This window comes from Chryseobacterium sp. Bi04 (assembly GCF_918698085.1).
Classification (GTDB): Bacteria; Bacteroidota; Bacteroidia; order Flavobacteriales; family Weeksellaceae; genus Chryseobacterium.
Window position 1 is genome coordinate 146,469 of the sequence record NZ_CAKKLP010000005.1, and the last position, 18,524, is coordinate 164,992.

The following is an 18,524-nucleotide window of genomic DNA, read 5'->3' on the forward strand; positions in this document are numbered from 1 at the left end:
TTAGTATGATAATTTATCTGTATATTTTTTAGTCATCAGCTCCCAGGTCAGTCTTAGCCATATGACCACACATGGAACAGCTTTAATGGCATACTTCAGAATAAAATTCTCTTTTACCGTTTTTGGAAACAAATCTGAAGTTGAAAAACACGTAAACAGGATCAGAAACACCAACATGGCAATAACTACCGGACTTTTCTTTTCCTGAATCAAAAACCAGATGACAGCACCTGCCACAGCAATGATATAAGTAGGTGGTTCAGAACTGGAGCTGAACAACACTACAAACAATAATGATGATGCTAAAATAGACAGTTTAAAACCTAAATACTTGTACTGACTGATTCTCAGGTAAGGTAAAAAGAAAAGCGGAACCCCAATAGCCAGAAATATCGTATTGGGAATGGCAGCATCTCCCAGCACTCTTCTCACAAATCCCATCAGGGAAATATCCTGAAAGTTTCCAAGCTGCTGGTTTTCCATATTTTTATGTTTCAATTCTACAAACCAGTCTACATAAGACTGCAAACCGAAATGGAAAGATGAATACAACATCGGAATAGCCAGAAATGCTAAAGAAATAACAATAAAGGAAAGTATGAATTTCTTTTTATCTTTTATGAAAAAGAATGAAGAAAGCCCTACAATTCCATAGATTTTTACAAAGAAACCTATGCAGATTGATAAAGCAGACTGCACTTCTTCTTTTCTGTAAATATGGGCTGCCGAAAGAATAATCAATCCTGCCAATGCCACATTAAACTGCTGGTGGAGGCTGGAGGTGATAAACTCCTGTAAACAAAGCCATAAGAAAAAGGATTTATTTCTTTCTGAGAACGGTAATTTTTTTGCTGCCAGTAGGAAAACCAACACATTCGCTATATTCCACAGGATTAAACCCGCCCAATCCGGAAGCATTGCAAAGGGAGCAATAATGGCGCTAAAGAATACCCCATAATGATTAACATCCAGATATTCCGGGTAAGAAAGATAAAGGTTTCTCTCTTTAAGGGTGTTAAAAAAAACGTTCTTAAAAATAAGGTAGTTATTGTAAGCACGCTCTCCCCTGGAATATTTTGACAAGGCTGTAGCAATGGCAGTAATAATATAAACCCCAAATATATATTTAGGGTTTAGTATAAATGATGAAATTTTTTCCTTCAATGTGGCATTTTTTATGGTTGTAAACTATACAGCTACATTATTTTCCCTTAAAGCATCATTAAGTGAAGTCTTCTTATCTGTAGATTCTTTTCTCTGCCCAATAATAAGAGCACATGGAACCTGATATTCTCCGGCTGGATATTGTTTGGTGTAACTTCCAGGAATTACTACTGAACGTGCAGGCACTCTTCCTTTTATTTCAATAGGCTCATTTCCTGTTACATCAATAATTTTTGTAGATGCCGTCAAAACAACATTAGCTCCCAGTACGGCTTCTTTTTCCACGTGTACACCTTCTACAACGATACATCTTGAACCGATGAAACAATCATCTTCAATAATTACCGGAGCAGCTTGTAACGGTTCCAATACACCACCGATACCCACTCCACCACTCAAGTGTACGTTTTTACCAATCTGTGCACAGCTTCCTACTGTAGCCCAGGTATCTACCATAGTTCCTGAATCTACATAAGCCCCGATATTAACATAAGAAGGCATCAGAATTACTCCTGAAGCTACAAAAGATCCTTCTCTTGCAATGGCATGAGGTACAACTCTTACTCCTTTTTCTGCATAATTTTTCTTTAAAGGAATTTTGTCATGAAATTCAAATGGTCCTACTTCAATAGTTTCCATTTTCTGAATTGGGAAATACATTACTACTGCTTTTTTCACCCATTCGTTTACCTGCCATCCATTTTCTGTAGGTTCAGCTACACGAAGTTCTCCGGAATCAAGTAAAGAAATCACCTCTCTTATCGTTTTTTGGCTCTCTTCATTTTGTAATAAATCTCTGTTATCCCAAATGTTTTCAATTGTTTGTTGTAACGACATGTTTCTTATTTAAATTAGTTTGAAAAATTATACGGCCAAAGATACAAAAAAGTTCAGCAAAATACCTGTTAACTTTATGCTTTTGACTAAAGGCTGAACATCTGTCCAACACTCTTTTTATAAGTTAGATGGCCTGTCCGTTTTTGAAAATCTGGGTGTTGGTTGTTCAGAATAGGATATTTGCCAGCTCCTGAGGCAGAAAGAAGCTGGTATCATTGTTTTTTAAAGGCTCCACGGGACATAGCCAATGTGGTAAGACAATATATCGTATAAAGGCAGCAATTCCTAATGACATCAATGAGTACATATTACAGAACTCTTTGAGCATGGAGATAGGCTTTATTCCAGTATTTTTCGTTCAGGGATGAAATAATCACTCCTTTTGAGGTAGAGGCATGGATAAACTTCACTTCTCCATCAGGTCCTATATCATGAACAATTCCTACATGGGAAACCCTGCTTCCTCCTGCTGTTGCAAAAAACAACAAATCACCGGGCTTAACATCGGTAATATCTATGTTTTTCCCGGCATCAGCTTGGTCTGACGATCTTCTTGGAAGGGTGAAAGCATTTTCTTCAAATACTTTTACCGTAAACCCGGAACAGTCGAATCCGGAAGATGTATTTCCTCCAAATTTATAGGGAGTTCCAATATATTTCTCTGCATCTTTCAGAATATCATTCGCCGATCTCGGAACTTTTCCGTCAAATTTAGAATCAAGTCTTCTAAGGTTTTCAGATTTTGCCACTGTTTTAGATCCTGATTTTTTATGGGCAGAAACGCTTTTTGATGATCCACAGGAAATGACAAAAGCAGAAGCTATCATGAGAACAGACAGCTGCTTTATTCTTAGTTTTTTTACAAATAATTCCGGTCCCATATTCCTCTGATTTTTACTTAATTAACTAATTATGTACAAATATACATTTTATAATTTAATTACGGTATAACTATACTACAACTATATGATAAATATATGTTAAAATTTAAATTACCATTATTTATTCCTATATTTGGATTCAATTTTGGCAATAGCAGTATGGCAACGTATGAAAGTCTCATCAAGATCAAAGGAGCTGTGGGTGACCTGGTTTTTTATAATCTGAACGGCAAGAATGTGGTTCGGAAGAAAAGTGGGTTCAATAAAACGGCTTTTAAAAAGAACGCGTCATATGAAAAAGTAAGACAGAACAGTTCGGAATTTGGGCACTGTTCTAAAGTCGGAAAAATCATACGGGCCGGTTTGACTGCCTATATTAAAGAAGCAGGAGATCCCCTCCTCTACCAGAAGTTTGCTAAGGTAATGACCGAAATTAAAGACCTAGACATCTTATCTGAAAGAGGTAAAAGGACTGTAAAAGAAGGATTAAAAACAGAAGAAGGAAAAGCTCTTCTCAGAGGATTTCCGTTCGGGAAAACAAAAAAATTATTAGTTAAAGTTCAGGATTACACTCTTTTTCCGGATGAAAGCTCAGCATCATATATGGCTGATATTCTAACGATCAGATTGGATTTTGAGCATTACACGGCTGAATATGCTGAAGAGCATATTATTCTTGAGAATAAGCAAAAGATCAGTTTTAAAAAGCAGTTTTCGGAAGATGATTTTCTGATTTGTTTTGTGGCCCTGAAAAAAGAAGACCATACGATTACCCATATGGGATTTGTATAAATAAAAAAGTCTGCAACTTTCTGCAGACTTTCTATTTTTATTTTTTATCTCCTTTCCAGCTTCCTGATTTTGCAGGGGTGGGAAGTGAGTTGGACCAATTTCCATTTCCTTTTTTATCCGTATTTAAGGTTCCTCTGAAATCTCCTTTTGACGGAAGCCCTACTACTGCATTTAAATCTCCTGAAGTACTTAGATTACCGGAAATATTGTAATTTTCATTATTTACATCGGAATGCATGGTACCTGTCACTTTTCCGGCATTATCTACCACAATGTTCCAGACTCCCTTGTCACTCCCGTCATAAGTTCCTGACCATGTTCCTATATAATCATAGATAGTGTCATCATCAGAGCTACAACCGATAAATAAAAACGCCGTTAATAAAAGTAAAAAAAGTTTCTTCATAGTTTCAGTAGTTTTATAACCTAAAATCCTGTTATTCCCTGTTTCCATTTTGTTCAAAAAGCATCCTGTAACAAAGAATAGTGTTTAATATTTATTATTTTTTGTTCGTGCAAATCTACTAATTTTTTCTTCAAATTGTCTGAATTTTAATCAGCAGGCAATATGTTTATTAAAAAACAACATATTTCGGCTAAAATACAAATATTTTTCAAACAATATCACGGATCGAAATTTTTGACTTAATCTTTCGTTCATAAGTTTAATTTATCCTTAATTAATTGTTATATAGTTATTAAGTTACTGCATTATATATTTTTATAGAATTAATATCTTAAATTATATATATTTCCTATCTTAGTGAAAAATTAGACAGATTTAATTTAATAACATGAAAACAAAAACTATTTTTGTGGCAGTGCTTGCATTTTATGGCAGTGTAAGTGCTCAGGTGGGAATTAATACAACTACTCCTACTCAGACATTAGATGTAAATGGACAGGTAAGAGTAAGAGGGTTGGCAAATCCTGATAAAAAAATTGTTTCGGCAGATGCACAGGGAGTTCTTACCTTATTATCCCCTGAAGAAATTTTTTCTCCAAAAGCTATACTCAACACTTCTACATCCCCTACTGAACAACGGTCAACTATTTATGAAGGAAAGTGCTTCCAGCCTTCAGATAATGCCTCTTCATGTACTGTTATTGTTAATCATTACAGTTCATGTGCAGGTTTTACCAATGCTGTGGACACTCAAATTGTAGTTGGACAGGGAATTAATACAGGAAACGGGCAGTTCTTAGGCACCTGGTCGGCCCGATTCATCGATAATAAAGGGTTTTTCGGTACGGCACCTGTGGCCAACCAGGTTCCTCCAGACTATCCAAGAATTTCCTATCCTGTCCCTAACATGGCCAATTATCTGGGAAGCGGATCGTTCTCAGGACAATGTAACACCGACCTGGTTACTACCATCAATCAGACCACCGGGGATATAAAAATAGAATCTGTGAAACGAAGTATGTTTGCACATCTTGTCTATCTTATTTCAGTAGCGCGTTCAAAAAGTCTATAATACCTATATAATTGATTTCAATGAGGAGCCGCAATATCTGTTGTGGCTCTTTTTTTAGAAGGAAACATCCGTAATTGTTTTTAAACATAACAAGTCATTGCTATTTCTAAGTTTTTTTAATCCGTTTACAAGCATAAGACGGATCAGTCTCAAAAGTTGTGGACTAAGCAAATTGGATTAAACTAAAACTTCTTGTTTGGATGACATTAAATATGTAATTTTTTATATTTTGACTTAAAAATAGGATGGAAATAACCTTTTATTCACGCAAAGGAAAAATAATTCGGATGCTCTATTGTAAGAAAGCAAAGAAAGGTGACTTTGTCACTGAATAAGCGATATAAAAAAGTTAGCTTCATCAAAATCGATTAGAAATCGATTCATTCTTGGCTCACTTAAAATCAAGCATAATAAAAATAGAACTTTGCGTCAAAGAGAAACTGTATTGATGTAGTTGATGTTACTCCCCAACTTTTGCACCTGATCCCATAAGACACTGCTTATTGTATGATTTGTAAATTTTAATAAAACTTCAATCTCCTTTTGTACATTTGCTTTATCATAGACAGTTGCACTCAGCTTCACCTGACCTGATTTCAAATATAAACCAACAGCTATCCCAATGACCACTAGGAAAGAAAATTCAACAAATAATCACAATGAAATGTACTGGAAAAGCAATTGTGGGCTGTCCGGTACTTTAGCAATAATAGGGGGAAGATGGAAAATTAACATCCTCGCCTACCTGCTCAATCACCCCAGGCTACGGTATTCTGAACTTAAAGAAAAGCTTGTTGGAATTTCCGAACGGGTATTGAGTGCCAAATTAAAAGAGCTTGAAAATGACGCTCTGATAGAAAAGATTGAATATGAAGGATTTCCTCCTAAGGTAGAGTACATTCTAACAGAAAAAGGAAAGTCTTTAAAAGAAATCTTTGATTTGATGGACCGTTGGGGAGATCAGGCCATCGAAAAACAAGATAAATAAAAATAAGGAAGCTGTAATGGGTTGTTAATTTTACACCACGAATACACGTATAAAATGTTCGCATATTCGTGGTGTAAACTAAAAGGTTATCTTAATTTTAGGATGCGCTTTTACAATGCTGCTTAGACCATAATTTTAAAGTTCTTATCGAGGACCAGTAAAACAACTGAAATCATACACATCAGTAAAGAGTTGTAATAATGATTGTACTCATTGTGAGCCATGTGAGCAGTGAAAGCTCCTATGGCAAAAGGAAATAAATACAGTGCTGCTATATTTCTAAACTGAGGTTTACATAGGCCTACAACCAACATAACAACTCCCAATAATTCTAATACTCCTATAAGAATTGTCGAAGGCGTATTAAATCCTAAAGATTTCATACTTTGCATCATAGAGGTCTTCTGAAAGACCTTATACAAAGAAGCATACCCAAAAACATACAGATAATAGGCATAGCCCGCCCAGTAAATAACGGTTTTTATAATTTCCATTTCTTTTTTTTACAAATTTCATAAAAAGAAATATTTTTCCTGTTTACTTACTAAATTGTAGGGAAAGGGAAATTTTGAAAAAAGAACAGGTCTCTATAGCAAAACTGAAAAAATGTTTTTTTTAACAGGGCTTTTCACCTTGAATTTCCTAAAGTAATTTTGAATCAAATCAGAAAACATTCAAAGCCTGTGAGTGATAGTAACTAAGAAATTTGGAGTAATTTACATGAAATTGGCTATCTGTGTCAACATTTTAAAATTGAGCAGCTGTATTTTCCGGCCTTCCATCAAGATAAGCTGATCTTTTTTAAAATCATGGAGTATGCGTGCCAATGTTTCATTTGCCGTACCGGCCATATTGGCTAAGTCTGCTCGGGATAATGTGATAAATACGTCGTCTTCTGCTCTGTTTCCTTTATATTTATTGTGTAAAATAAGGAGGCTCAGAGCCACCCGCTCTCTGACAGTACGCTGTGACAATACCGTCATCAAATTGGCCATCACACTGAACTCATGGCTTAAGCTTCTTAAAAGCAATCTTGAAAATACCACGGACGTATCCAGTAATTTGAGAAAGTCTTCTTTTGAAATAAATGAGATCATTGAATTTTCAAGAGTCTGTGTGGTATCTCCATAACATTCATTACTTAAAATAGCTGAATATCCAAAAAACTCTCCTGAATTGTAAATATAAATGATCTGCTCCCTCCCCTCATTATCTACTTTATACTTTTTTACTTTCCCTTCTTTTAAATAAAAAATACCACTGGGTATTGTTCCATCGGTAAATATCGCTTCATTTTTGCGATAATTCCTGTTCTGCATCACGCCCTGAAGCAGCTCTTTATCACTGTCCGGCAATTCGTCAAAAAGGTATTGATTATTAAATATAAATTTTGAAATCATAGATTAGAACAAAATTAAACAATTTTCAGCTATGCAATTTGATTTAAATCAAATTTTATCACAATCTAGATCATCATAAGTCTCAGCTAAACGATCTACTTTTACACCGGCAATTAAATAAAAGAATTATAAAAAATGAAGATTCCTGAAAACCTCTTGTATACAGAGGACCATGAATGGGTGAGATTAGAAAATAATACGGCATACATTGGAATTACTGATTTTGCGCAACGTGAATTAGGTGATATAGTCTATATTGAAATCGAGACGCTGGGAGAAAATTTAAAACAGCATGAAGTATTTGGAAGCGTGGAAGCCGTAAAGACTGTATCAGACCTTTTCCTGCCTGTGCCCGGTGAAATACTGGAGATCAATCCCAAACTGGAAGCCAACCCGGAACTTGTGAATACCGATCCTTATGGAGAAGGCTGGATGATCAAAATCAGAATCGAAAATATTTTTGATACAGAAGGTTTACTGAGAGCTAAGTCATATGCATCATTAATTGGCAGATAACTCTAATAACCAGGAAAACAACATTCATAAAATAAATTTGATTCCTATGCTTATTCCTAAGAATCTTTATTATACTAAAAATCATTTATGGTTAAGAAAAATAGGATTGTATGATTTCTGCATAGGAATTACTGATTTTGCCCAGAAAGAAATTGGTGAAATCAATCTTATTGAAATTAATTTGGAGGAAGATACCATAGGAGAAAAGAATCCATGGGGCTTTGTTTATGGAACTCACAAAACTTTTCCCCTTATTTTGCCCGGTGAATTTACCATTACAGATGTCAATATCATGCTGAACGAAAAGCCTTCACATATTAATATAGCTCCTTATAGTTATTGGTTTTTGAGTATTTCAGCCGATATTTGCACCAGTGAATTTTTGACCCATAAAGAATATATTCAACTTATCAAATGATTTTTAATGATCTCAAATTAAATATTGATGTTAAAGACAGTACTTTTAATGAACTTTATCCAAGTCATATAAAAGAGCTGGCAAGCCGTCATTGGACACCCATTGCTGTTGCAAAGATAGCCGCCGAATATCTCGCCCAGAAGCCTGATACTAAAATACTGGATATTGGAGCCGGTGTCGGAAAGTTTTGCCTGGTGGGGGCAGCTTCTACCAAAGGGATGTTTTTCGGTGTTGAACAAAGAGCTTCCCTCACGAAGATCTCAAAAAAGATAGCTTCCCGTAATAAAATCGATAATGTAGAGTTTATTCATGCCAATATCAATGAAATTTCCTTTTTGGATTATGATGCCTTCTACTTTTTTAATTCTTTTTATGAAAATATAGATACCACATGTTTAATAGACAATACAGTGATGCCGGAGAAAGATTTATATTATGCTTATTCGGACTACGTAAAGGAACAGCTTGATAAAACTCCTGTAGGTACCCGTCTGGTTACGTATTGGAGTAAATGGGATGAGATTCCTAGCAGTTTTGATATCGTGGGTACCGACTGTAATGGATTACTGAACTTCTGGAAGAAAACAGTATAATCAATTCCGAAATGAATGGAGCCTGTCTAATGACAGCAGGTTACCCCAATTCAGAAAGTAGATGATCACTAAGATTCTCTATAGATTCTCTGATTACAACTGACAAATCAGCAATAAAGGTAGTATTACCAATATGCGGTCTGGATATTATATATTTTTTTGGAGTATTACTACGATCTTTTTTGTAGTAATACTTTTTTTCTCAGAGAAATATCTTACTTATCACGATGTCTCTTTACAAAATTGAAGGCTTTTATTGTATACCTATTCCTTTAACTGAGGAGTGGCTAATTAGGTTTGGCTTTGAAAATAATGACGGAGAAAAGTATAATCCGAATGATGAATAGGTAGAGCAATTTGAATATACATTAGATATCATAGAGCTTTCATATGCAAACCGTCTAAAGGCTGGATAATCAAGTTGGGAAATTATGATGATGAGATACGTACACCAGCTCCAAAACCTTTTCTTCGCACTTAAAGGAAAAGGGTTAACAGTAAGCAAATAGTTTTCAAATAGTTTTTAAGGAATCCCATAATTATTTTGTATAATATTTTCCTTTCTTTGACCAAAATTATGAAATGAAAAAAATTGTCTTTATATTGGGACTTGCCTGTTATTCATGTGGAGATAAATATGAAGGTCAAATTATTTATAAGACAACAATTCCTTCATACATGATTAGTAATATTACCAAGTCCGATATAGATATAGAAGCCGACACAGATAGACAAGCAAAAATTCAATTTGTTACGAGGGCTACAATTTATAATAATGTTTCCCCTTACATTCAATCGGAATTTATTACCGGATCCTTGCTAAAAAACAAGAGGGGTATAAGTTATTTACTAGATCAGAATACAATTGACAGCATAAATATATCAATTAAAAGAATTACAGCACATAGAAACGGCTATTTCAATCCGTATAAACAAAAGTAAGCCCCAATTAGACTGCCCACAAAAAGTTAAACACTTTTTAAGGGCAGTTTACAAAGAGAAGGCATAAATTTTAAATTCTTGAATGTTTAAGTGTAAATTTTTTGAACCTACTACCATACATCAATTTGAGACGATCACAACATTCATTAAATAACTCGTGATCTTCATCCCATTCATCTTCCGGGTTCAATTGTAAAAATCCATAGATTTTCCCGTCCACATCTAAAACATCTAAATAATGTTTCGTTTCCTTTCCATTTTTAATGGTTCTATAAATTATCATTTGTTAAATTTCCCACTGTTATAAGGTACTATCTCTAATATAGTGATTTAGATAAGAAAAACAAATAGTTATATAGGATATTTTTATATTTTTTTGGAGGGCAGCGGATTTTCTTTCTTAATCACCTCTTGCATCTTATCCACTTCCTTTATACGTATGATATTTTAATGCTAACTTTTCATCGTCAGCCATGAGGTTGCTAAAATACTTGATGATGTAACTGGCAGTTTCTTTGTCCATACTTAGTAAATATAGTCAATGCAGAACCTTTTACAAATATTTTTGCCATTGATCTATTTTAAATTCGTTGTAAAGAAACTTTCCAATTTATCAAATGGAATCACATTTACTTTATCATACAGATCTACGTGAACTGCATTTGGAATGATCATTAATTCTTTCGGTTCATTTGCAGACTTAAATATATCTTCACTGAAATATCTTGAATGTGCGTTTTCACCGGCAATCATAAGTATAGATCTTGGCGAAATTTCTTTCACGTAAGTCAATATCGGCATATTCATAAACGATAACGGATTAGTTAGCAACCATGCTCCGTTTGAGTTCACAGAATTTACATGAAAGCCTCGTGGTGTTCTGTAATAGTCAAAATATTCTTTTACAAATTGTGGCTCGTCACCTTTCAGCGATTCCGGCAGATTTCTTGGTCCATTGGCAGGCTTTCCGTTTTCAGCGTCTTTCCAACGTTGCTGGCCTAAATCTTCCAATGTTTTAGTGCGTTGTTCTGATGTTACAGAGTCGCTGTATCCTTTCGACATCAGTCTTGTCATATCATACAGACTTGTTGTGGCAACGGCTCTCACTCGTTTATCAATTGCAGTGGCGTTTAATGCAAATCCTCCAAAACCACAAATCCCAATAATCCCAATTTTATTCCTGTCAATGTTTTTCTGTAACCCTAAAAAGTCAACTGCAGCACTGAAATCCTCCGTATTAATTTCCGGTGAAGCTACATTTCTGGGTTCGCCGCCACTTTCGCCAGTATAAGATGGATCAAATGCCACAACGGCAAAACCACGTTCAGCCATCTGGTTTGCATATAATCCTGATGATTGCTGCTTTACGGCGCCAAAAGGTCCGCTAATAGCCAATGCTGCTAATTTTTCATTTCCTGCCCTTTTTGGCAGGTATAAATCGCCACTCAATGTAATGCCATAACGGTTTTTGAAAGTTATTTTTTGACGGGTTACCTTATCGCTTAATTTAAATGTATAATGTTCTTTTGATGTATTCATTTCTGAAGGTATTGATTTCCTCTGGGCCAAAGTATGGGTGAACAAAAGCACGGCAGCTATCGATAATAATTTTATGGTATTCATGTATTCATTATTTGTTGATTATAGTCTCTACAACTGTTGCTAAAACAATAAGTTGATCATCAGTAATTCCGGTATTCCTGCCCATAGCGATGTGAGATTTCAATTGCGGTTCTACTCCTTTCATTGAAGATAAAGCTGCAATGGTAATGAGTTCTCTTTGCTGATGAGTAAGAACATCACTTGCAAAAATATCGGCAAATAAATGTTCTTTTAAAAACGCATCAATTCTTGGTGCAAATTCGCCAAATCCCGGAGCAGGCTTTATTTGTGGCGTATTAGTTAAAACTTCCAATACTTTTCTTCCCTGTTCATATTTATCAGGTGGATTATTTTCGGTAATAATTTTTTCACCTTCACTATCTGCTATTCCTTTGGCTTTTCGATCTTCAACAACCGTTTTAAATGCATTAATTGCATTAAGACTTCGTGGAAAACCACAGTATGCATACAATTGTACCAGTTCCTCTTTTATTTCATTAATGGTCAATCCATTATCCAGTCCTTCATTTAATTGGAGTTGAAGGTCTTCCAGGTTTCCTATTGCTGTTAATGCAGAGATTTTCACCAAACTCTGCTGCCGGCTATCCAGTCCTTTTTTAATTTGTGCGTTCATAATTGTTGCGCTTAAAATGATTACAAAAAAAGTGGGTATATACTTCCAATTCTTCATCCTTTTTTAATCTGCTTATTAGCCTCACTGTATTCTTCATCAGTTACAGGTTCAAGCCAGACATTTTCATTCGTTATCGGATTACATGTAACACCGAGATGGGAAAACCAGCTTTTTGCCGTTGCTCCGTGCCAATGCTCCACATCAGGTGCAATTTCTACAATATCTCCTGACTTCAGATGTATGGCACGCTTTCCTTTTTCCTGATACAATCCTTCACCGCCTACGACAATTAAAATCTGTCCTCCAGTGTGCTTATGCCAGTTGTTTCTACAGCCGGGTTCAAAGGTTACGTTTGAAAGGGGCACATTTAAATCCTTCTCTGTAGTAAGCATTGCCAGGTAAGATTTACCTGTAAAATATGGTGCATATTCAGTATTTTCTTCACCCGTAGGAAAATCGCTTATTTTGGGAATTTCTGTTTTCATATTTTTTTATTTTTATTATTGACGGTGTATAAACCGAAAATATGGGTTACCAATTGCCTGACGCTTAATTTTTGATTTAGGAGTAAATATCTTTAAGAAATTTTGCAGGTATTCCACCGACAATGCTATTGTCGGGAACATTTTTAGACACCACCGCTCCGGCTGCTACAACTGCATTCTCACCAATTGTCACACCAGGTAATATGGTCGCGTTGGCACCGATCCATGCATTTTTTTTGATAAGGATAGGTTTGCCAATCAGTCCTTTTCTATCTTGAGGGTTTAACGGATGGTTTTCGGTAATAAGGCTGACTTTTGGACCAATTAAGACATCATCCTCAATCGTAATTCCACCTAATGCTAAAAATGTACAGTCAAAATTAATAAAGACATTTTTTCCAATGCTGATGTGCTTGCCGTAATTGATGTAAATTGGTGTGAATACGGCAACATCCTGAATTTCTTTATTTAAAATCCTGCTTAATAGCTGCGTAATTTCCTCCGGGTCCGAAGAAGCATTCATCTGTATAAGTAATGCTTTCACAGCAAATGCTTCCTCTCTTAGTCTGGCTATTTGTAAATCGTTGGGAAATATTGTTTCACCAGCTAAAAGCCGTTCAAAAATATCTTTCTGAACAGAAGTAGAATCGGGGATGTTGTTTGAATCTGACATTGTATTTGGATTTGATTACCAAGTACAAAGTTAATACCTCCTTTGAGCAAAGTGGTAATGATTATCAAACCAAAGATTAAGAAAATCAAACTTCCGACAAACGAAAAGCAGTCGGATTAGTTCCTGTAAATTTTTTAAAGAAATTATTGAAGTAGGTTGGATAGTCGAATCCCAGGGCGTAAGCGATTTCTGAAATACTCCAGTCGGTATGCAGCAAAAGGGCCTTGGCTTCTGTTATAATTCGCTCAGTAATGTGCGATGTTGTAGATTTTCCTGTGACTTCTTTTACAACCCGGTTCAGATAATTGGTGTGTACATTGAGATGTTGGGCGTAATGCTGTGCAGTTCGTAGCTGAAGTGGGTTTTGGATAGTTTCAATAGGAAATTGCCTTTCCAATAATTCCATGAAAACGGAAGTCAATCTTGAAGATGCATTCTTATTCTGTTCGTAATTTTCAGAAGGCTCCATCTTCAGAGATTCGTGGATGATGAGACTGATGTAATTACGAATCAATTCATCTTTAAATACATAATCACTCTCCTGCTCTGCTATCATTTTCTGAAATAAGGTATTGAGAAAAAATCTTTGTTCCTCAGTAATTTTCAAAACGGGTGTTCCGCCAATTTTAAAAAATGAGGACTGCTGTAAACTTTCCGAACGCTCAGAGTTTTTAAAAAATTCTTCAGAGAAAAGAATAGTGTAGCCGGTATAAGTTGTTGAAATGGTTTCCCACGAATAAGGAATATGCGGGTTTCCAAAGAAAAGGATTGTTCCTTCCTGCTCATACGTTTTGTCAGCGTAATGAATTTTGCTTCTGCCGGTCGTCAGGCAAATTTTATAAAACTCTTTTCTACTGTAAGTCCTGGTCTCAGCACCATCTTCTTCTATTTGAAATGCTTTAAAGCCTTGCAGTTTAAGCTCGTTATTAAATCTGGAAACTTCTCTTGTCACCTTTTCTTTCATAATGCAAAGTTAAGAAATTCAAATACGTAACATTTATTTTTTTATTTGCCATATTTATATAATTTTGCTTGGGAAAGCGTTCTCATTTCAATAAGCGTCAGGAGGCAATTTGGCCCTTTGAGCATCTACAATATCTCGGTAAGCACTGCATACTTTAGGTGAATACCTCATAAAAATAGTAGAATTGCAGATATTAGATGAGACTATATGCGCAAAACATGATTTTTACGTTCTTTAAAAAAATAATTATCGAAAAATGGAATTCACCCCCAACAATCCCGTTATACAGCTTTGTATGCAAGGTATACAGCTGGAAGAAACTGAAAATCCGGAAGAAGGATGTAAATTATTTCTACAGGCCTGGGACAAGGCAACAAACGATTTTGAAAAGTTCCTTGCAGCCTGGTTTATTGGGCGGTGCCAGGTAAAGGTTCCTGACCAATTAAGCTGGTACGAAACGGCACTGGAGTTTGCTTTAAAAGCTGATAATGATGCCGTGAAAGGAGCTTTTATTGCTCTTTATTCAAAGATAGCTCAATGTTATGAAGAACTTGGCGATATTGATAAAGCAAAAAAGTATCATGAATTAGCATTATCATCTGTAAACCAGCCTTCAGATAAGGGTCCCTTTTACCATGGTACACGAGCGGATCTGGACGTAGGTGATCTATTGACAGCAGGACGTACTTCCAACTATCAGTCGGAGCTCGTAATGAATCACATCTACTTTACAGCATTGGTTAACGGAGCAGGGCTAGCTGCAGCTTTAGCCAAGGGTGATGGTGCTGAACGGGTCTATATTGTTGAGCCTAGTGGCAGTTTTGAGGATGATCCCAATGTCACTAATAAAAAGTTTCCCGGCAATCCTACACGTTCCTACCGTACCAGCGAGCCGCTGAAGATCATCGGGGAAATAACAGATTGGCAAAAACAGACACCTGAGCAATTACAGCAATGGCAGGAAAAATTAGCGAAGAATAAAGGAGAGATTATTAATTAGATTATTGCTATTTATTGAAATGGGGAATCCTTTGTTAAAATAGTTCAGCCTTGTAACGACGAGCCGTTAGATATTTTACAATAAGCTAGACCTGAAGTTAATATTATAAAGACCTGAACGTATGCTTGGATAATCTGTGAAAAAATACCGGATTATCATTCCCCATTTTTGCAGCAGAGGTGCTTTTGCAATTTCGAAACTTCTAAGCATTCTTTTAGCATGAATTCTTATATCTTCTGAAACCTTTTTTTCACTTTGCATCCAATTGTAAACCTCTTTCCAGAGTATCGCTTTTGATATGGCCGGATTTATTTCCCGGTTATCTACTTTTGTTATTCTGTTACTTTCATGTACTCCCCTTATAGCCACAGCCTGATCTATAATCCCGGGATACAGATCGAGATAAAACGATAAGCGGAAAAGGAATTCAGTATCTTCATGAAGCTGTAAGCCCGGCTTGAACAAAGACCCCATTTTTAACAGGGCTTCTTTTCGCAGGGTAAGCGTGTCAATACTGAAAAGGCCAAAGGTTCCAAGCATATGAAGCTGACCTTTAAAAACATCCTTCGGTTCATATTTTTTATAAACTGTTGTAAGTCTCTCACCAAATAACCTGTAATACTGTTTTTTTGCTTTTTCAGAATAATAATGTACACCCAGCGCACCATACACTCCCTCAGTTTTATTATTTTTAAAAAGCTCTTTTTCGGCATCAAATCGATTCGGTAGAAAGTAGTCGTCAGCATCCAGAAAAGCAATAAAATCGCCCGTTGATTTTTCAATCCCCAGGTTTCTGCTGGCTCCGGCACCATGATTTCTCTGATCCGCATGTTGAAAAAATTTTACTCTTTCATATTTTTCAGCTAGTCCAATGCAAATTTTAAGTGCATTATCAGGTGATCCATCTTCAATAAGGATAACCTCATAAACTTCTTTAAGCTGCAATGCAGAATGTACTGCATTTGCAACATATTTTTCTGCATTATAAACAGGAATAATAACGGAAATTTTCATGCGATTTAATTATAATTTGTGTTTTGTTTAAGCCTGTTTAAACTAATTAAAACTGAGCCACGAAAGCTGAGTGAAAAGCTATAAACACCTTAGTTTATTTTTATTTTCAAAGCCTATTAAACAAGTGTTCAAGAAACTTTGTGGCTTTTGACTACGTCGAATCTTCGATTTGTGGTTAACATAAAAAGTATAAACAAGTTCTTTATAAACCCACTATTTCTATATCCGAAATCCATATACGCCCTGGAACAGCCGCGGTTGTAGCTTTCGATCAACAAGAAATAATAATGTTATCTTTATTGTGTACACTTTAATGTTATCCTGATGCTGTGGTAATACATCAATTAGAAAACATTTCAGGTGTCTCCTAAAAACCGTTATATCGAATGTCGAAAGAGCCACTTTTAGAAGATATTTCTGTTTTTATTAATATTAATTTCAAAAGAATAATCTTAGAAATACGGTAAGCGGCTGGGCCGTAGAAAACAGAAAGGATACCTATCTGGCAGCCAAACGTCCGTTTAAAATGTCAGATGAAATAAAAAATAAAGCAGTTCATTATTAATAGTATTATTTTAGTTGGTCCTACCGGTATTGTACAATTTTAATCTGCTTTCCAATATATCTAAATGAGAATCTTTAAAATCAAGGTGGGTAACAAAGCGTACCAGGTTTTTCCCAAAAGGAGAACATAATATATTCTTTTCCTTCATTCCGGCTACAAAACTTACGGCCTCTATATCTTCGGGGAGCTCTCCTATTACAATATTCGTTTCAACGGGATATAGGCGTATAATCTCTGTCTGGGCAAGTAATAAGTTGCCTACTTTTTTTGCCCTTAAATGGTCATTTTTAAGCAGGGAAACATGATGGTCAAGAGCGTAAATACCGGCCGCTGCCAATCCTCCGGCCTGTCTCCATCCTCCTCCCATTGCTTTTCTGGCTCTTCTTGCCTGTTTAATGAATTCTAAAGAACCAACAAGTACAGATCCTACAGGACATCCCAGTCCTTTTGACAGGCAAATGGATATGCTGTCAAACACCTCACCGTACTCCTTAGGGGTCTCTGAAGTTTCAGTTAAAGCATTAAATAATCTGGCTCCGTCTAAATGTAGAATAAGTCCATGGTCAGTACATATTTTTTTTATTTTTTTTATCTCATCAAAATTATAAATACTTCCGCCTCCTTTGTTTGTAGTGTTTTCTAATACCACAAGCTTTGTTACAGGCTGATGAATATCATTAGGATTATTGATAGCATCTTTAACCAGAGCTGCACTTAATTTTCCATAATCTCCAGCCAGTGGCCGCACAGAGGAAAAAGCATTCATGGCAATTCCTCCTCCTTCATAAAGATAAACATGGGAAAGCTGGTCACAGATCACTTCATCCCCGGGTTTTGTGTGAACTTTAATTGCCAGTTGATTGGTCATGGTTCCGGTAGGACAAAAAAGAGCTGCTTCCATACCGAACATTGCTGCCACTTTTTCTTCAAGTTTATTCACCGTAGGATCTTCGCTGTACACATCATCACCTAATACGGCATCATTCATCACACTTTTCATTTCCGGTGTCGGTAAGGTTAAGGTGTCGCTTCTTAAATCTATTACTTCATTTTCCATATTGTAAAAAAAATTAAATAGTTGAATTGATTATTTTCATTGGATTGGACTCATCTTCAGCAGTAATCCGTTTTTTATGAACACTAAGCATAATTGCATAATGAACACCGTCGGAGTTTTTATGGGTTAGTTATATAAAATTTCAGGTACTCAACCATCACCGTACGTCATTGGATTTTTCAAAGGATATAATTTTATTACTTATTATAGATCCGAAGGATTGTTATTTCAGTTTTTTTGCAACAGAACTATTTCGGATTACTCGATTTGTACTTTTCCAGGGCAATAATACAAACAAAATTATTCTGTACGATCATAATAGCAAGCAGATAGGGCTAAAATGATAGATATCTACTATATGTTTTAGTTTTCGGGCCTAGTAGTTTTGTTATTATTATAATATGATATAGCTGTAAAAAAACACAGAAAATTTTAAACTGAATAAAGTATCATGCAAATGAAAAGAACTGTTTTATTAATCATGATCTTTACTTAGACAAGATTTAATAACCGGTAAAAAT

22 protein-coding genes are annotated in these 18,524 nt (G+C 35.6%); 8 read left to right on the forward strand and 14 right to left on the reverse strand.

Features of this window, described 5'->3' with window-relative positions; translation table 11 throughout:
• The 3 genes from LQV47_RS10255 to LQV47_RS10265 all read right to left on the reverse strand — a co-directional run bounded on the left by LQV47_RS10255 (position 1) and on the right by LQV47_RS10265 (position 2,882).
• Positions 1-1,164, reverse strand: a complete 1,164-nt coding sequence (locus tag LQV47_RS10255) for a glycosyltransferase family 87 protein (protein WP_230036530.1) — start codon at positions 1,162-1,164, stop codon at positions 1-3.
• 24 nt (positions 1,165-1,188) lie between these two features.
• Positions 1,189-2,001, reverse strand: a complete 813-nt coding sequence (locus LQV47_RS10260) for a 2,3,4,5-tetrahydropyridine-2,6-dicarboxylate N-succinyltransferase (RefSeq protein ID WP_230036533.1) — start codon at positions 1,999-2,001, stop codon at positions 1,189-1,191.
• Between the two features lie 308 nt (positions 2,002-2,309).
• Positions 2,310-2,882 carry a C40 family peptidase gene (locus LQV47_RS10265; protein ID WP_230036535.1) on the reverse strand — a complete coding sequence of 191 codons (573 nt, stop codon included), beginning with the start codon at positions 2,880-2,882 and terminating at the stop codon, positions 2,310-2,312.
• Positions 2,883-2,978: 96 nt separating this feature from the next.
• Here LQV47_RS10265 and LQV47_RS10270 point away from each other — a divergent pair, with 96 nt between their 5' ends.
• Positions 2,979-3,674 carry a hypothetical protein gene (locus tag LQV47_RS10270; RefSeq protein WP_230036537.1) on the forward strand — a complete coding sequence of 232 codons (696 nt, stop codon included), beginning with the start codon at positions 2,979-2,981 and terminating at the stop codon, positions 3,672-3,674.
• A 37-nt stretch (positions 3,675-3,711) separates the two neighbouring features.
• Here the strand turns inward: LQV47_RS10270 and LQV47_RS10275 are convergent, their stop codons facing one another.
• Positions 3,712-4,080, reverse strand: coding sequence for a hypothetical protein (locus LQV47_RS10275; protein ID WP_230036539.1), 369 nt, complete (start codon positions 4,078-4,080; stop codon positions 3,712-3,714).
• Positions 4,081-4,468: 388 nt separating this feature from the next.
• On the opposite strand from LQV47_RS10275, the gene LQV47_RS10280 reads away from it, so the two are divergent.
• Both LQV47_RS10280 and LQV47_RS10285 read left to right on the forward strand, forming a co-directional pair.
• Complete coding sequence (locus LQV47_RS10280; RefSeq protein ID WP_230036541.1) at positions 4,469-5,152, forward strand: hypothetical protein; 684 nt, start codon at positions 4,469-4,471, stop codon at positions 5,150-5,152.
• A 622-nt stretch (positions 5,153-5,774) separates the two neighbouring features.
• On the forward strand, positions 5,775-6,140 hold the full coding sequence (locus tag LQV47_RS10285; RefSeq protein WP_230036543.1) for a helix-turn-helix domain-containing protein: 366 nt from the start codon (positions 5,775-5,777) through the stop codon (positions 6,138-6,140).
• A 122-nt stretch (positions 6,141-6,262) separates the two neighbouring features.
• Here LQV47_RS10285 and LQV47_RS10290 read toward each other — a convergent pair whose 3' ends face one another.
• Entirely contained in the window at positions 6,263-6,634 is a 372-nt protein-coding gene (locus LQV47_RS10290; protein ID WP_230036545.1) for a DoxX family protein, read from the reverse strand.
• 222 nt (positions 6,635-6,856) lie between these two features.
• Positions 6,857-7,540 (reverse strand): Crp/Fnr family transcriptional regulator, encoded by a 684-nt coding sequence (locus LQV47_RS10295; protein WP_230036547.1) that lies wholly within the window; start codon positions 7,538-7,540, stop codon positions 6,857-6,859.
• 135 nt (positions 7,541-7,675) lie between these two features.
• On the opposite strand from LQV47_RS10295, the gene gcvH reads away from it, so the two are divergent.
• From gcvH to LQV47_RS10315, 4 genes are all read left to right on the forward strand, one after another.
• Positions 7,676-8,056 (forward strand): glycine cleavage system protein GcvH, encoded by a 381-nt coding sequence (gcvH, locus tag LQV47_RS10300; protein WP_230036549.1) that lies wholly within the window; start codon positions 7,676-7,678, stop codon positions 8,054-8,056.
• A 46-nt stretch (positions 8,057-8,102) separates the two neighbouring features.
• A complete protein-coding gene (locus tag LQV47_RS10305; protein ID WP_230036551.1) occupies positions 8,103-8,474 on the forward strand; it encodes a glycine cleavage system protein H in 372 nt (123 codons plus the stop codon).
• Positions 8,471-9,067: a class I SAM-dependent methyltransferase gene (locus tag LQV47_RS10310; protein WP_230036553.1), complete on the forward strand. Its 597-nt coding sequence runs from the start codon at positions 8,471-8,473 to the stop codon at positions 9,065-9,067. The genes LQV47_RS10305 and LQV47_RS10310 overlap by 4 nt, the downstream gene beginning before the upstream one ends.
• A 582-nt stretch (positions 9,068-9,649) precedes the next feature.
• A complete protein-coding gene (locus LQV47_RS10315) occupies positions 9,650-10,009 on the forward strand; it encodes a hypothetical protein (RefSeq protein WP_230036555.1) in 360 nt (119 codons plus the stop codon).
• Positions 10,010-10,079: 70 nt separating this feature from the next.
• On the opposite strand, the gene LQV47_RS10320 is transcribed toward LQV47_RS10315, so the two are convergent.
• The 6 genes from LQV47_RS10320 to LQV47_RS10345 all read right to left on the reverse strand — a co-directional run bounded on the left by LQV47_RS10320 (position 10,080) and on the right by LQV47_RS10345 (position 14,367).
• A complete protein-coding gene (locus LQV47_RS10320) occupies positions 10,080-10,292 on the reverse strand; it encodes a hypothetical protein (protein WP_230036557.1) in 213 nt (70 codons plus the stop codon).
• 293 nt (positions 10,293-10,585) lie between these two features.
• Positions 10,586-11,632 carry an alpha/beta hydrolase gene (locus LQV47_RS10325; RefSeq protein ID WP_230036559.1) on the reverse strand — a complete coding sequence of 349 codons (1,047 nt, stop codon included), beginning with the start codon at positions 11,630-11,632 and terminating at the stop codon, positions 10,586-10,588.
• A 7-nt stretch (positions 11,633-11,639) separates the two neighbouring features.
• Positions 11,640-12,302 (reverse strand): carboxymuconolactone decarboxylase family protein, encoded by a 663-nt coding sequence (locus LQV47_RS10330; RefSeq protein WP_230036561.1) that lies wholly within the window; start codon positions 12,300-12,302, stop codon positions 11,640-11,642.
• Entirely contained in the window at positions 12,299-12,730 is a 432-nt protein-coding gene (locus LQV47_RS10335) for a cupin domain-containing protein (protein ID WP_230036563.1), read from the reverse strand. Before LQV47_RS10335 ends, LQV47_RS10330 begins: the two co-directional genes overlap by 4 nt.
• Positions 12,731-12,806: 76 nt before the next feature.
• Entirely contained in the window at positions 12,807-13,403 is a 597-nt protein-coding gene (locus LQV47_RS10340; RefSeq protein WP_230036565.1) for a DapH/DapD/GlmU-related protein, read from the reverse strand.
• An 85-nt stretch (positions 13,404-13,488) separates the two neighbouring features.
• The gene (locus LQV47_RS10345; protein WP_230036567.1) at positions 13,489-14,367 is read right to left on the reverse strand and encodes a helix-turn-helix domain-containing protein; all 879 of its coding nucleotides are present in this window, start codon (positions 14,365-14,367) and stop codon (positions 13,489-13,491) included.
• Positions 14,368-14,926: 559 nt separating this feature from the next.
• Here LQV47_RS10345 and arr point away from each other — a divergent pair.
• Positions 14,927-15,367, forward strand: coding sequence for an NAD(+)--rifampin ADP-ribosyltransferase (gene arr, locus LQV47_RS22580; RefSeq protein ID WP_354960743.1), 441 nt, complete (start codon positions 14,927-14,929; stop codon positions 15,365-15,367).
• A 75-nt stretch (positions 15,368-15,442) separates the two neighbouring features.
• Here arr and LQV47_RS10355 read toward each other — a convergent pair whose 3' ends face one another.
• Together LQV47_RS10355 and LQV47_RS10360 are read right to left on the reverse strand one after the other, a co-directional pair.
• A complete protein-coding gene (locus LQV47_RS10355; protein ID WP_230036571.1) occupies positions 15,443-16,381 on the reverse strand; it encodes a glycosyltransferase family 2 protein in 939 nt (312 codons plus the stop codon).
• A 575-nt stretch (positions 16,382-16,956) separates the two neighbouring features.
• Complete coding sequence (locus LQV47_RS10360) at positions 16,957-18,003, reverse strand: GntG family PLP-dependent aldolase (RefSeq protein ID WP_230036573.1); 1,047 nt, start codon at positions 18,001-18,003, stop codon at positions 16,957-16,959.
• Between the last annotated feature and the right edge of the window lie 521 nt (positions 18,004-18,524).

Bases quoted from the DNA above. Each gene is read 5' to 3' on its own strand.
- LQV47_RS10335 (WP_230036563.1), bottom strand. From the start codon at position 12,730: ATGAAAACAGAAATTCCCAAAATAAGCGATTTTCCTACGGGTGAAGAA.
- LQV47_RS10345 (WP_230036567.1), bottom strand. From the start codon at position 14,367: ATGAAAGAAAAGGTGACAAGAGAAGTTTCCAGATTTAATAACGAGCTT.
- LQV47_RS10290 (WP_230036545.1), bottom strand. From the start codon at position 6,634: ATGGAAATTATAAAAACCGTTATTTACTGGGCGGGCTATGCCTATTAT.
- LQV47_RS10360 (WP_230036573.1), bottom strand. From the start codon at position 18,003: ATGGAAAATGAAGTAATAGATTTAAGAAGCGACACCTTAACCTTACCG.
- LQV47_RS10330 (WP_230036561.1), bottom strand. From the start codon at position 12,302: ATGAAGAATTGGAAGTATATACCCACTTTTTTTGTAATCATTTTAAGC.
- LQV47_RS10325 (WP_230036559.1), bottom strand. From the start codon at position 11,632: ATGAATACCATAAAATTATTATCGATAGCTGCCGTGCTTTTGTTCACC.
- LQV47_RS10315 (WP_230036555.1), top strand. From the start codon at position 9,650: ATGAAAAAAATTGTCTTTATATTGGGACTTGCCTGTTATTCATGTGGA.
- LQV47_RS10270 (WP_230036537.1), top strand. From the start codon at position 2,979: ATGTTAAAATTTAAATTACCATTATTTATTCCTATATTTGGATTCAAT.
- LQV47_RS10275 (WP_230036539.1), bottom strand. From the start codon at position 4,080: ATGAAGAAACTTTTTTTACTTTTATTAACGGCGTTTTTATTTATCGGT.
- LQV47_RS10310 (WP_230036553.1), top strand. From the start codon at position 8,471: ATGATTTTTAATGATCTCAAATTAAATATTGATGTTAAAGACAGTACT.
- LQV47_RS10285 (WP_230036543.1), top strand. From the start codon at position 5,775: ATGACCACTAGGAAAGAAAATTCAACAAATAATCACAATGAAATGTAC.
- LQV47_RS10305 (WP_230036551.1), top strand. From the start codon at position 8,103: ATGCTTATTCCTAAGAATCTTTATTATACTAAAAATCATTTATGGTTA.
- LQV47_RS10265 (WP_230036535.1), bottom strand. From the start codon at position 2,882: ATGGGACCGGAATTATTTGTAAAAAAACTAAGAATAAAGCAGCTGTCT.
- LQV47_RS10295 (WP_230036547.1), bottom strand. From the start codon at position 7,540: ATGATTTCAAAATTTATATTTAATAATCAATACCTTTTTGACGAATTG.
- LQV47_RS10260 (WP_230036533.1), bottom strand. From the start codon at position 2,001: ATGTCGTTACAACAAACAATTGAAAACATTTGGGATAACAGAGATTTA.
- LQV47_RS10355 (WP_230036571.1), bottom strand. From the start codon at position 16,381: ATGAAAATTTCCGTTATTATTCCTGTTTATAATGCAGAAAAATATGTT.
- LQV47_RS10340 (WP_230036565.1), bottom strand. From the start codon at position 13,403: ATGTCAGATTCAAACAACATCCCCGATTCTACTTCTGTTCAGAAAGAT.
- LQV47_RS10320 (WP_230036557.1), bottom strand. From the start codon at position 10,292: ATGATAATTTATAGAACCATTAAAAATGGAAAGGAAACGAAACATTAT.
- LQV47_RS10280 (WP_230036541.1), top strand. From the start codon at position 4,469: ATGAAAACAAAAACTATTTTTGTGGCAGTGCTTGCATTTTATGGCAGT.
- gcvH (WP_230036549.1), top strand. From the start codon at position 7,676: ATGAAGATTCCTGAAAACCTCTTGTATACAGAGGACCATGAATGGGTG.